The following is a 12838-nucleotide window of genomic DNA, read 5'->3' as shown; positions in this document are numbered from 1 at the left end:
GCAAGGCGGGCGGCGCGGCCGCGGGCAAGTCCGCGGCGAAGAAAAACACGGGCTTGGCGCCCCAGGGATCCGAATCTGCTGACGGCGTGGCTGCGAAGCCCAAGGCGTCGAAGAAGAAGAGCAATGCCAAGTCCCGGCAGACGGATGACAAGGTTGACGGAGGTCTCGATCAATGAACCGCGAACTGTTGATGCTGGTGGACGCCATCTCGCGCGAGAAGAGCGTGGAGCGCGATGTGGTGTTCGGCGCCGTTGAGGCGGCGCTGGCTTCGGCCACCAAGAAGTTGTATGGCGGCGAGGTCGACATCCGTGTGGCCATCGACCGCGACACCGGCGAGTACGAGACCTTCCGCCGCTGGCACGTGGTGCCCAACGAGGCCGGCCTGCAGAACCCGGATTCCGAGATCCTGCTGTTCGAAGCGCAGGAGCAGATCGCCGACATCGAGGTCGACGACCACATCGAGGAAGGCGTGGAGTCGGTGCCCATCGGCCGCATCGGCGCCCAGGCCGCCAAGCAGGTCATCCTGCAGAAGATCCGCGATGCCGAGCGCGAGCAACTGCTCAACGACTTCATGTCGCGTGGCGAGCGCATCTTCGTCGGCACCGTCAAGCGCCTGGACAAGGGTGACATCATCGCCGAGTCGGGCCGCGTCGAAGGCCGCCTCAAGCGCAATGAAATGATCCCCAAGGAGAACCTGCGCACCGGCGACCGCGTCCGCGCGGTGATCCTGGGCGTCGATCCGACGCAGCGCGGTCCGCAGATCATGCTGTCGCGCTCCTCCGGCGAGTTCATGAAGGAACTCTTCGCGCAGGAAGTGCCCGAGATCGAGCAGGGCCTGCTGGAGATCAAGAGCTGCGCCCGCGACGCCGGCAGCCGCGCCAAGATCGCCGTGGTCTCGCACGACAAGCGCGTCGACCCGATCGGCACCTGCGTCGGCGTGCGCGGCTCGCGCGTCAACGGCGTGACCAACGAACTGGCCGGCGAGCGCGTGGACATCGTGCTCTGGTCCGAAGATCCGGCGCAGTTCGTGATCGGCGCGCTGGCGCCGGCCAACGTGCAGTCCATCGTCGTCGATGAAGAGCGCCACGCGATGGACGTGGTCGTCGACGAGGAGAACCTGGCGATCGCGATCGGCCGTGGCGGCCAGAACGTGCGCCTGGCCTCGGAGCTGACCGGCTGGAAGATCAACATCATGACCGCCGAGGAATCCGCCGCCAAGCAGGCCGAGGAATCCGACGTGGTGCGCAAGCTGTTCGTCGAGAAGCTGGACGTGGACGAGGAAGTCGCCGACATCCTGATCGCCGAAGGCTTCGCCTCGCTGGAAGAAGTCGCCTACGTCCCGATGCAGGAAATGCTCGAGATCGAGGCCTTCGACGAGGAAACCGTCAACGAGCTGCGCACCCGCGCCAAGGATGCGCTGCTGACGATGGAAATCGCCCGCGAGGAGAAGGTCGAGGAGGTCTCCCAGGACCTGCGCGACCTGGAAGGCATGACCCCGGAGCTGATCGCCAAGCTGGCGGCCGGCGACATCCACACCCGTGACGACCTGGCCGACCTGGCCGTCGACGAGTTGGTCGAGATTTCGTCCCTGGACGAGGCAGCGGCACGCGCTTTGATCATGAAGGCGCGCGAGCACTGGTTCAACGCATAACGCCCGAGCAGCCACGCTCTGAAGCGACTTCAAGCGAAACCAGACCGCTCCGCACCACACAAGATTTAAGGATTTCAACAATGGCCGTGACCACCGTCGCCCAGCTGGCCGCAGAGCTGAACAGGCCTGCGAGCACCCTGCTGGAGCAGCTCCAAGCTGCGGGCGTCAAGAAGGCGTCCGCCGAGGACACCCTGAACGAAAGCGACAAGGAACGCCTGCTGGACCATCTGCGCACCGCGCATGGCACCGGCGGCGCCGAGCGCAAGAAGATCACCCTGACCCGCAAGTCGACCAGCGAGATCAAGCAGGCCGATGCCTCGGGCAAGGCGCGCACCATCCAGGTCGAGGTGCGCAAGAAGCGCGTCTTCGTCAAGCGCGAGGACGGCGTCGATGACGCCGCCGCCGCTGCCGCCGAGGAAGCCGAACTGAAGCGCCGCGAGGAAGAAGCGCAGGCGCAGGCCGAGGCGCTGCGTCAGCAGGAAGAAGAGCTGGCGCGCAAGATGCGCGAGCGCGAGGAAGCCGAACGCGCCGCGCGTGAAGCCGAGGAAAAGCGCCGCGATGAAGAGCGCGCCGCCCGCGAAGCCGCCGAGGCCGCTGCCGCGGAAGCCGCCGCCAAGGCCGCCGCCGAGGAAGAAGCGCGCAAGGCCGCCGAGGCCGCCAAGTCCAAGGCCGAGAAGGCCGCCGACAAGGCCGCGGCGAAGACCGCCGCGCCGGCTCCGGCCCCCGTCGCTCCCGCGCCGGCCCCGGTGGCCGCCGCCGCGCCCGCCCCGGTCGAACCCGCCAAGCCCGTGCTGCGCGTGGTGAAGGCCGCCGATGTCGCCGCCGACGAGAAGGCCCGCCAGGCCGAGCTCGAGCGCCGCCGCAAGGCTGCCGAGGCCGAGGCCGCCGCCATCCGCGCGATGATGAACGCGCCCAAGAAGGTGCTGGTCGCGAAGAAGGAAGAGCCCAAGCCCGAGGCCGCGCCGGCCGGCATCAAGGGCACGATCCACAAGAAGCCGGGCGGTGCCCCGGGCGCCACCGGCACGACCGCTGCCGCGGGCGCCGGTGCGAAGCCGGGCGACAAGAAGTCCGTCAAGTCCGAGAAGCTGTCCTCCAGCTGGGCCGATGACAAGAAGCGCGGCACGCCGGGCAAGCCGGGCGGCCGCGATGCGGGCGCCGGTGCGCGTCCGGGCGGCGCCGGCTGGCGCGCGCCGGGCCGCGGTCCTGCGGGTCGCCGTGGCGGTCGCGACGATCGCGGCGCGTCGATGTCCAACTTCCAGGCGCCGAACGAGCCGGTCATCCAGGAAGTCCACATCCCCGAGACCATTTCGGTCGCCGACCTGGCGCACAAGATGTCGGTGAAGGCGTCCGAGGTCATCAAGCAGCTGATGAAGCTGGGCCAGATGGTCACCATCAACCAGCAGCTGGACCAGGAAACGGCCATGATCGTGGTCGAGGAAATGGGCCACAAGGCGTTCGCCGCCAAGCTGGACGATCCGGATGCCTTCCTCGAGGAAGAGGGCGCCGCCGCCGAGGGCCAGCACGAGCTGCTGCCCCGCGCGCCGGTGGTCACCGTCATGGGTCACGTCGACCACGGCAAGACCTCGCTGCTGGACAGCATCCGCCGCGCCCGCGTGGCGGCTGGCGAAGCCGGCGGAATCACGCAGCACATCGGCGCCTATCACGTCGACACGCCGCGCGGCATGGTCACCTTCCTGGACACCCCGGGTCACGAGGCCTTCACGGCCATGCGTGCCCGCGGCGCCAAGGCGACGGACATCGTCATCCTGGTGGTGGCCGCCGATGACGGCGTGATGCCCCAGACCAAGGAAGCCATCCACCACGCGAAGGCCGCTGGCGTGCCGATCGTGGTCGCGATGAACAAGATCGACAAGCCCGATGCCAACCCGGAACGCGTCAAGAGCGAGCTGGTGGCGGAAGAGGTCGTGCCCGAAGAATTCGGCGGCGAGTCGCCGTTCGTCCCGGTGTCGGCCAAGACCGGCCAGGGCATCGACGACCTGCTGGAGCAGGTGCTGCTGCAGGCCGAAGTGCTGGAACTCAAGGCCGCGAAGGACTCGCTGGCCAAGGGCCTGGTCATCGAAGCCAAGCTGGACAAGGGCCGCGGCCCGGTCGCGACGGTGCTGGTGCAGTCCGGCACGCTCAAGCGCGGCGACGTGGTGCTGGCCGGCTCGACCTACGGCCGCGTGCGCGCCATGCTGGACGAGGACGGCAAGCCGGCGACCGAAGCCGGTCCGTCGATCCCGGTCGAGATCCAGGGCCTGACGGAAGTCCCGCAGGCGGGCGACGAGTTCATGGTGCTGAGCGACGAACGCCGCGCCCGTGAAATCGCGACCTTCCGCGCCGGCAAGTACCGCGACGTCAAGCTGGCTCGCCAGCAGGCCGCGAAGCTGGAGAACATGTTCGCCGACATGACCGCCGGCGACGTGCAGACGCTGCCGCTGATCATCAAGGCCGACGTGCAGGGTTCGCAGGAAGCGCTGGCGTCCTCGCTGCTCAAGCTGTCGACCGACGAGGTCAAGGTGCAGATCGTCCACGCGGCGGTCGGCGCGATCAGCGAGTCCGACATCAACCTGGCGATCGCCTCCAAGGCCGTCGTGATCGGCTTCAACGTGCGTGCCGATGCCGGCGCGCGCAAGGTGGCCGAGCACAACGACGTCGACCTGCGCTACTACAACATCATCTACGACGCCGTGGATGAGGTGAAGGCGGCGATGGCCGGCATGCTGGCTCCGGAGCAGCGCGAGGAGATCATCGGCACCGCCGAGATCCGCACCGTGTTCGTGGCGACCAAGATCGGCACCATTGCCGGCTCGATGATCACCAGCGGCCATGTGACGCGCAACGCGCGCTTCCGCCTGCTGCGCGACAACGTGGTGGTCTACACCGGCGAGATCGAGTCGCTCAAGCGCCTCAAGGACGACGTCAAGGAAGTCCGCGAGGGCTTCGAGTGCGGCATCAAGCTGAAGAACTACAGCGACATCAAGGAAGGCGACCAGCTGGAAGTCTTCGAAATCAAGGAAGTGGCGCGCACGCTGTAACCCAGCCTGCCGCCGCTCCACGCCCGGCGGGTCACCCCCCGCCGGGCTTTGTTGTTTGAGAGAGTGAGGAAAGAGCCATGCGTCACAAGCGATCGATCCCCAACCGCGGTCTGCGCGTGGCGGACCAGATCCAGCGCGACCTGGCCGAGCTGATCCGCGAGTTGAAGGACCCGCGCATCGGCATGGTGACGATCAGCGCGGTCGAGGTCACGCCCGACTACGCGCATGCCAAGGTGTTCTATTCGCTGCTGGTCGGCGATCAGAAGGCCACCGGCGAGGCCTTGAACGAGGCGGCGGGGTTCCTCCGCAACGGCCTGTTCAAGCGCCTGCAGATCCATACCGTGCCGAGCCTGCATTTCCACTTCGACCGCACGACCGAACGCGCCGCCGAGATGAGCGCCCTGATCGCCAAGGCGAATTCCGACCGAGCCAAGGACGACGAGACCACCGAGGACTGAGCGTCCTCCGAGACTGACAGACGACGCCCCGAGAGGGGCGCCGCACCGTGATGAGCGCAGTAGCCCCCCGCCCCAAGATCGTGAAGCGCGCCGTGCATGGCGTGCTGATGCTGGACAAGCCGCTCGGCCTGACCAGCAATGACGCATTGCAGAAGGTCAAGCGCCTGCTGCGCGCCGAGAAGGCCGGCCACACCGGCACGCTGGATCCGCTGGCGACCGGGCTGCTGCCGCTGACCTTCGGCGCGGCGACCAAGTTCAGCCAGGTCTCGCTGGAGGCCGACAAGGGTTACCGCGCGACGCTACGGCTGGGCATCACCACGACCACCGGCGATGGCGAGGGCGAGATCCTCGAGCAGCGCGACGCCGTCGCGAAGGCGCTGGACCTGGACGCGATCCGCGCCGCCTGCGAGGCCTTCAAGGGCGCGATCTCGCAGCTGCCGCCGATGTATTCCGCGCTCAAGCACCAGGGCCGCGCGCTGTACGAGCTGGCCCGCGAGGGCGTGACCGTCGAGCGCCAGCCGCGCAACGTGACGATTCACGCGCTGGACATCGTCGACTGGCAGCCTGAGGAGCTGCTGCTCGTGATCGACGTGCGCTGCACCAAGGGCACCTACATCCGCACGCTGGGCGAGGACATCGGCGCGAAGCTGGGCTGTGGCGCCCACCTGGCCGGCCTGCGCCGCACCGCCAGCGGTCCGGTGTCGATCAGCCAGGCGGTGACGCTGGAGCAGCTCGAGGCGATGGACGACGCCGGCCGTCTCGCGCAGTTGACAGCCCCGGACAGCCTGCTGGGCGAATGGCCCGAGGTCGAGCTCAGCAACGACGAAGCCGGCCGCTTCCTGTCCGGCATGCGCCGGCGGGTGGCGCTCGGCGACCTGCCGCAGGTGCGGGTGTACGGCCAGATGCCGCGCGCCTTCCTGGGCAGCGCCCACGTGGCTGGCGGCGAGCTGATCGCCGACCGGCTGCTGAGCCCCACCGAGATCGCTTCCATGCTGATGCAGGCCGCCTGAGCCGGCATCGCCCGACAAGACCCGAGACATCCCCGAGTTCCCGACTTCCTCCAAATCCGAGAAAGCCCTCCAAGCGAAAGCCGCCCCATGAGCAAGCAAATCCGCAACATCGCCATCATCGCCCACGTCGACCATGGCAAGACCACCATGGTGGACCAGCTCCTTCGCCAGAGCGGCACCTTCGCCGAGCACGAGAAGGTCGTCGACACGGTGATGGACAACAACGCCATCGAACGCGAGCGCGGCATCACCATCCTGGCCAAGAACTGCGCGGTGAGCTGGAAGGGCACCCACATCAACATCGTGGACACCCCGGGGCACGCGGACTTCGGCGGTGAAGTGGAACGCGCGCTGTCGATGGTCGACGGCGTGGTGCTGCTGATCGACGCCCAGGAAGGCCCGATGCCGCAGACCCGCTTCGTGACCAAGAAGGCGCTGGCGCTGGGCCTCAAGCCCATCGTCGTCGTCAACAAGGTCGACAAGCCGGGCGCCAAGCCGGACGCCGTCATCAACGCCGCCTTCGACCTGTTCGACAAGCTCGGCGCCACCGACGAGCAGCTGGACTTCCCAGTCGTGTACGCCTCGGGCATCAACGGCTGGTCCTCGCTGGAAGAGGGCGAGCCCGGCGGCAAGTGGGGCGAGGACATGTCCGCCCTGTTCGACACCATCCTCAAGCATGTGCCGCCGCAGAGCGGCGACCCGGCCGCGCCGCTGCAGCTGCAGATCTCGGCGCTGGACTTCTCGACCTTCGTCGGCCGCATCGGCGTGGGCCGCATCAGCCAGGGCACGATCCGGCCGGCGATGGACGTGGTCGTGATGGAAGGCCCGGACGGCAAGGTCACCAAGGGCCGCATCAACCAGGTGCTGACCTTCCAGGGCCTGGACCGCGTGCAGGCCACCGAAGCCGGCCCCGGCGACATCGTGCTGATCAACGGCATCGAGGAAATCGGCATCGGCGTGACCGTCACCAGCCCGACCAATCCGGCCCCGCTGCCGATGCTCAAGGTCGACGAGCCGACGCTGACGATGAACTTCTGCGTCAACACCTCGCCGCTGGCCGGCCGTGAAGGCAAGTTCGTCACCAGCCGCCAGATCTGGGACCGCCTGCAGAAGGAACTGCAGCACAACGTCGCGCTGCGCGTGAAGGAAACCGACGAGGACGGCATCTTCGAGGTGTCGGGCCGCGGTGAACTGCACCTGACCATCCTGCTGGAGAACATGCGTCGCGAAGGCTACGAGCTGGCCGTGTCCAAGCCGCGCGTGGTCTTCCAGGAGATCAACGGCGAGAAGTGCGAGCCGATCGAGCTGGTCACCGCCGACGTCGAGGAAACCCACCAGGGCGGCGTGATGCAGGCCCTGGGCGAGCGCAAGGGCGAGCTGGTCAACATGGAGCCGGACGGCCGCGGCCGCGTCCGCCTCGAGTACCGCATCCCGGCCCGCGGCCTGATCGGTTTCTCGAACGAGTTCCTGAACCTGACCCGCGGTTCGGGCCTGATCTCCAACATCTTCGACGGCTACGAGCCGCACAAGGGCGAGATCGCCGGCCGCAAGAACGGCGTGCTGATCTCGATGGACGCGGGCGAGATCTTCACCTACGCCCTGGGCAAGCTGGACGATCGCGGCCGCATGTTCGTCAAGCCGAACGACCCGGTCTACGAAGGCATGATCGTCGGCATCCACAGCCGCGACAACGACCTGGTCGTCAATGCGACCCGCACCAAGCAGCTGACCAACTTCCGCGTCAGCGGCAAGGAAGACGCGATCAAGATCACGCCGCCGATCGAGCTGACGCTCGAGTACGGCGTCGAGTTCATCGAGGACGACGAGCTGGTCGAGATCACGCCGAAGTCGGTGCGGCTGCGCAAGCGCCATTTGTCGGAGAACGATCGCAAGCGGGCGTCGCGCGGCTGATTGCGCGGGGCGCAGGCGCCTGGGCTGCGGAGGTCCGGGCGTTGGCCGCCGATGCATGGGGCCCCGGCGGCAAGCGCCGGAACCCCACGCATCACCGTCCCCAACCACCGTCGTACTGCCACGGTTTTGCGACCGAGGTGTGCTGGGGAGATGAAACGCCTGATGCTTGCATCGGGCGTTTTTCGTTTCTCTGCGGGAAAAAGAAAGGCGACCCATCGGGTCGCCTTTCGCGGAGCAGGGAGGCTCAGCGTTGGGATTGCTTGCGGCGGCGCAGGCCGACCAGGCCGAGCAGGGCGACCGAGGCCAGTGCCAGCGAGGCCGGCTCCGGCACGTTGCCGCCGGTGCCGCCACCGCCGCCGGACTTGTTGCCGGAGACCGAGAACAGCTTGACGAAGTCATAGCCGGTGTAGCTCGTGCCGGTGCCGCGCGTCAGGCCGCTGGTGGAGCCGTCGGCGCCCGTGGGGGCACCGCCCAACTGCGAGTTGTAGGCGGTGATGATCCACCAGCTCGAGCTGACGTTGGTGTTGAGGTTGACCGTCGTGTTGGCGGCCTTGCCGACGTCCGCGTAGCTGTTGACCAGCGACCAGCCGTTGGCCGACTTCAGCGTCGCCGCCGTCTTGCCCGTAATCGTGTTGCCGACGTTCACGCCCGACGTCAGGCCGGTGTAGGCCAGCACGGTGATGTCGCTGTCGTACTGCCACCAGCCCAGCTTCACCTGGGTCAGGTTCACCGCGGCATCGAACTTCAGCAGGATCAGGTCCTGGTAGCCGTAGTTGTCCAGCGAGTGATTGGGCGACTGGCTGTCGCCGCTCGGGGCCACGACGCCAAAGCCGCTACCGCTGTAGTAGGCCAGCGTGCTCTGCGCGAAGCCGTTGGTGCTGGAGTACGCACCGCCGGAGGTGTTGATCGACGCCGAGTAGGCCGAATAGCTGACGTTGGGCGCCGCATCGCCGGTCTCGCTGCAGTTGGTCGTGCAGTTGCCGGCCGTCCAGGTGGAGAGCGCATGCGCGCTGAGCGGCAGCAGTGACGCCAGCGCCGCCGCGGCCAGCCCCATCAGGCGTTGTTGAACTTTTCGCATGGTTTCCCCTCGGTCTCCCCGACCCGGTCGGAGCGTCTGATTCGTTCGAGCTGCTATGAGCAAGCTCCGGGCCAAGGTGATGTTTTCCTTACGACACAAGCACTTGAGCGTGAAGATGTCGGTCCTTGGAGCGGGACTGTAAGTTTTTCTGACAAGCGCCGGCACCCCTCACCAGCGGGGCTCCGGCGGCTCAGCGCAGCGTCTGGCTCAAGGCCAGCGCTTCCTTGTGACTTTCGAACGCGGTGCTGCGCAGCGCGACATCGAGTTCCTCCTTCGCCTCCGCCTTCCGGCCGGCCTTGGCCAGGGCGGCGGCCAGGTGGTAGCGGATCTCCGGACTGTCGGGTTCGCGCAGGCGCGCGTCGCGCAGCAGTTGCAGCGCGCGGTCGCCGTTGCCGGCCAGGTGGTAGGCCCAGCCGGCGGTGTCGATGACCGCCACGTTGCGGGGATCGAGCCCCAGCGCCTTCTCGGCCGTCGCCGCGGCCGCGGCCGCCTCGCCTTGCCGGATCATCACGTTGGCCAGGTTGTTGAGCGTCTCGACCTCGTTCGGCCGGAGCTTCAGCGCCGTCTCGTAGCTGCGGCGCGCGGCGGGGAAGCTCCCGGCGCGCGCCTGCGCGTCGCCGAGCGCCTTCCAGGCCGCCAGGTCGGACGGGTGGGTCTTCAGCCAGCGCTCGGCCAGGTCCTGCGCCGCCTTGCCGCTGCCGTCCTGCCGTCCCAGCGCCCGCATCAGGGCGAGCAGGCTGCCGCTGGTGGGCTGCAGCTCGTGGGCCTTGCGCAGCGCGTCCAGCGCCTGGGCCGGCTGGCGCCGCGCCAGCGCGACGTCGGCCAGCAGCGTGTAGCCCAGCGCCAGTTGCGGACGCAGCTGGATCACCTGCCGGGCCTGCTTCTCCGCCAGGGTCGGGTTGCCCTGCTGCAGGGCCACCGTCGAGGACAGCGCCAGCGCGCCCACATGCTGGGGCGCGGTCTGCAGCGCCTTGTCCAGGCTGTAGGCGGCGCCCGCCGGATCGCGCGCATCCAGTTGCAGCGCGGCGATCTGCGCCAGCGGATCGGCACCGAAGCCGGAACGCCGCGCCGCACTGGTCAGCGTCGCGCGGGCGCCGTTGGCGTCGCGGTTGGCGAGCTGCGCCTGCGCGTAGGCGATCAGCGTCTGCGGATCGTCCGGCGCCTTGCCGAGCAGGCGCTTGGCGGCCTCGAGCGCGGCGCCGGCCTGGTCCTGCTTGAGCAGCCAGGCGATCAGCGCCTGATCCGCCCGCGTGTTGCGCGAGCTGCTGACGTCGGTCGCCTTGGTCAGCCAGCGCTGCACCTCGGCGGCCTGGCCCCGGGCCTCGCTGAGCAGCGCCATCTCGTAGAGCGCGTCGGCGTTCTTCTCGTCGGCCTTCAGCATCGCGGCCAGGCGCACCTGGGCCGCGTCGAACTTGCGCTCGGCGATGTCGATGCGCGTCAGGCCCAGTTGCGCCTCGGCCAGCTGCGGATCGAGCTGGAGGGCCTTCTGGTAGGCCTCGCGCGCGCCCGGCAGGTTGCCGGCCGAGCGGCGCGCCACGCCGAGCTGCACCCAGGTGGTCGGGTTGGCGGCCTCCTGCTTGACCAGCCGGTCCGCGATCGCGACGGCCTTGGCCGTCTGCCCGGCGCGCAGGTACAGCGACACCAGCGCCATGCCGGCGTAGGTCTGGCGCGGATCGCGCTGGAAGGCTTTCTCGAGCTCCCCGATCGCGTCGCCGGACTGGCCGCCGCGCAGCAGCGACAGGCCCAGCGCGGTGCGGAACTCCGGCGCGTCCTTGGCCTTGAGCGCCTCCTGCATCAGCGCGGTGGCACGGGCATGCCGGCCCTGCGCCATCTGCAGCGTGGCCATCATCACCAGCGCCTGGCCGTCGCCGGGATAGGCGCGCAGGTAGGCGTCCAGCACCTCCGCGGCGCGGTCGAGGTTGGGCTCCGCCACGTAGACCTGTGCCAGCAGCTTGGACAGCGGGCTGTTGGGCGTCTGTCGCTGGGCGTATTCCAGGTAGGGCTTGGCCTTCTCCATCTCGCCCAGGCCGAAATGCGCGAGCCCGTTGAGCATCAGCGCCTGCGGGCGGTAGCGGATGAATTCGATGGGCACCGGGTCCAGTTCCGCGGTGACGGCCTTGAGCGCGCTGCGGGCGCTGGCGGCGTCGCCGCGGCGCTCCGCGAGCACCGCGGTCAGGTAGAGCGCGCGCGGCTCGCTCGGCGCCAGCTTCAGCGCGGACTGCGCCTGCGCCAGCGCGTCCGCGTCGCGGCCCAGGTCGATCAGCAGGCCGGCGCGGGCCAGTTGCGCCTCCAGGTGGCGGGGGTCGGCGGCGATCGCGCGCTCGTAACCCTTGAGCGCCTCATCCAGCCGGCCCTGCACGTGCGGGACGGTGGCCTTCTGGTACAGCGCCTCGCCGTTGCCCGGCGCCAGGCGCAGCGCCTGCTCCGCCGCGGCGTTGGCCAGGTCGAACTGCCGCGCGCGCAGGCGCAGGGGCACCTCGGCCAGCCAGGTGTCGGCGTTGTCGGGCGGGATGGCGCGGGCCAGGTCGATCTGCGCCTGCGCGCGCGAAGGCTCGCCGAGGTCCGAGGCCGCCGCGGCGCGCACCAGCAGCAGCGCCTTGCGGACCGGATCGGGCAGGCCCTCGGGCACCAGCGCCGGCAGCTTGAAGACCTCCGGCTGCTTGCCCTGGGCGATCAGCGCCTGCGCCAGCGGCACGGCGACCTCGGCGCGGTTGATGCCCAGCGAGAGGGCCTCGTTGAACTCGACCTCGGCGGCCGCGGCCTCGCTGCGCATCAGCAGCGCCTTGCCCAGCAGCACGTGGACGCTGAGCATGCGCGCGTCCTGCTGCAGCGCGTTCTTCAGCTGGATGACGGCGCCGTCGATGTCCTGGCGTTCGAAGCGCTTGAGCGCGTCCTCGTAGAAGCGCGCGGCCTTGACGCTGTCCGCCTGCGCCGATGCCGCGCACAGCGCCAGCAAGGCCGCCGCCGCGGGGCCGCGCCAGCGGGACCCGCCGGACCTGCCAGACCTGCCAACAGTGCTCATCTCGTCCCCCCCGATGTGTGGTCATGCGGCCGCGGCCTGGGGCCGTCGGTGCGCGGGAGCGGGCAGGGTGCCTGGTCGCGCTCCGGCGCGAGGCTCAGGCCGGGTCGAACCCGGCCCGGCTCATTTGCGGTAGTTGTCGAAGCTCAGCGGCAGGTCGGGCAGCGCCTTGCGCAGCGCGCCCTGCGCGGCCTGCAGGTCGTCGAGCGACTTGCCGGTGATGCGCACGATGTCGCCTTCGATCTGCGCCTGCACCTTGAGCTTGCTCTCCTTGATCGCGGCGACGACCTTCTTGGCCTCGGCGGCTTCCAGGCCGTTCTTGATCTTGTAGACCTGCTTGACGCGGTCGCCGCCGAGCTTCTCGATCTTGTCCTGCTTGTCGACGAAACCGAGCACCACGCCCTGCTTGGTCAGCTTCGAATACAGCACCGCCTCGATCTGCTCGAGCTGGAACTCGGCGTCGCCGGTGGCGTGGACTTCCTTCTCCTTGTCCTTCCACTCGATGGCGGCGCTGGTGCCCTTGAAGTCGAAGCGGGTGGCGATCTCCTTGGCGCTGGCGTCCACGCTGTTGCGGACCTTCACCATGTCGGGTTCGAGGACGGTGTCAAAGCTGGGCATGTGCGTACATCTCTTTCAAAGGAGCGAAGGCCCGGATCGGGCCTTCGGGGGATAT

Annotated in this window: 8 protein-coding genes; 5 read left to right on the top strand and 3 right to left on the bottom strand. The window is 68.8% G+C overall.

The annotated features are described in order from the left end of the window. The first annotated feature begins 172 nt into the window (after positions 1–172). From nusA to typA, 5 genes are all read left to right on the top strand, one after another. The gene (gene nusA, locus FHT38_RS13590) at positions 173–1651 is read left to right on the top strand and encodes a transcription termination factor NusA (RefSeq protein WP_091732952.1); all 1479 of its coding nucleotides are present in this window, start codon (positions 173–175) and stop codon (positions 1649–1651) included. An 80-nt stretch (positions 1652–1731) separates the two neighbouring features. Beyond that, complete coding sequence (gene infB / locus FHT38_RS13585; protein ID WP_091732955.1) at positions 1732–4689, top strand: translation initiation factor IF-2; 2958 nt, start codon at positions 1732–1734, stop codon at positions 4687–4689. Positions 4690–4766: 77 nt separating this feature from the next. Next, positions 4767–5147: a 30S ribosome-binding factor RbfA gene (gene rbfA / locus FHT38_RS13580; protein ID WP_091732959.1), complete on the top strand. Its 381-nt coding sequence runs from the start codon at positions 4767–4769 to the stop codon at positions 5145–5147. 50 nt (positions 5148–5197) lie between these two features. Beyond that, positions 5198–6157: a tRNA pseudouridine(55) synthase TruB gene (truB, locus tag FHT38_RS13575; RefSeq protein ID WP_183492086.1), complete on the top strand. Its 960-nt coding sequence runs from the start codon at positions 5198–5200 to the stop codon at positions 6155–6157. A gap of 87 nt (positions 6158–6244) precedes the next feature. Continuing rightward, entirely contained in the window at positions 6245–8068 is a 1824-nt protein-coding gene (gene typA / locus FHT38_RS13570; protein WP_091732966.1) for a translational GTPase TypA, read from the top strand. 244 nt (positions 8069–8312) lie between these two features. Here the strand turns inward: typA and xdp1 are convergent, their stop codons facing one another. The 3 genes from xdp1 to FHT38_RS13555 form a co-directional block, all read right to left on the bottom strand. Next, positions 8313–9146, bottom strand: a complete 834-nt coding sequence (gene xdp1, locus FHT38_RS13565) for an exosortase-dependent surface protein XDP1 (protein ID WP_091732970.1) — start codon at positions 9144–9146, stop codon at positions 8313–8315. Between the two features lie 190 nt (positions 9147–9336). Further along, complete coding sequence (gene prsT, locus FHT38_RS13560; RefSeq protein WP_183492085.1) at positions 9337–12168, bottom strand: XrtA/PEP-CTERM system TPR-repeat protein PrsT; 2832 nt, start codon at positions 12166–12168, stop codon at positions 9337–9339. 120 nt (positions 12169–12288) lie between these two features. Beyond that, positions 12289–12783 carry a YajQ family cyclic di-GMP-binding protein gene (locus FHT38_RS13555; protein WP_091732977.1) on the bottom strand — a complete coding sequence of 165 codons (495 nt, stop codon included), beginning with the start codon at positions 12781–12783 and terminating at the stop codon, positions 12289–12291. Positions 12784–12838 lie beyond the last annotated feature (55 nt).

Source organism: Mitsuaria sp. BK041 (assembly GCF_014193085.1).
In the GTDB taxonomy this organism is placed as follows: Bacteria; Pseudomonadota; Gammaproteobacteria; order Burkholderiales; family Burkholderiaceae_C; genus Roseateles.
The sequence above is the reverse complement of the archived record's forward strand: the minus strand, read 5'-3'. Positions and strand labels throughout refer to the sequence as shown.

Coding starts and splice junctions, on each gene's coding strand:
- typA (WP_091732966.1), top strand. CDS start 6,245: ATGAGCAAGCAAATCCGCAACATCGCCATCATCGCCCACGTCGACCAT.
- infB (WP_091732955.1), top strand. CDS start 1,732: ATGGCCGTGACCACCGTCGCCCAGCTGGCCGCAGAGCTGAACAGGCCT.
- rbfA (WP_091732959.1), top strand. CDS start 4,767: ATGCGTCACAAGCGATCGATCCCCAACCGCGGTCTGCGCGTGGCGGAC.
- xdp1 (WP_091732970.1), bottom strand. CDS start 9,146: ATGCGAAAAGTTCAACAACGCCTGATGGGGCTGGCCGCGGCGGCGCTG.
- prsT (WP_183492085.1), bottom strand. CDS start 12,168: ATGAGCACTGTTGGCAGGTCTGGCAGGTCCGGCGGGTCCCGCTGGCGC.
- truB (WP_183492086.1), top strand. CDS start 5,198: ATGAGCGCAGTAGCCCCCCGCCCCAAGATCGTGAAGCGCGCCGTGCAT.
- nusA (WP_091732952.1), top strand. CDS start 173: ATGAACCGCGAACTGTTGATGCTGGTGGACGCCATCTCGCGCGAGAAG.
- FHT38_RS13555 (WP_091732977.1), bottom strand. CDS start 12,783: ATGCCCAGCTTTGACACCGTCCTCGAACCCGACATGGTGAAGGTCCGC.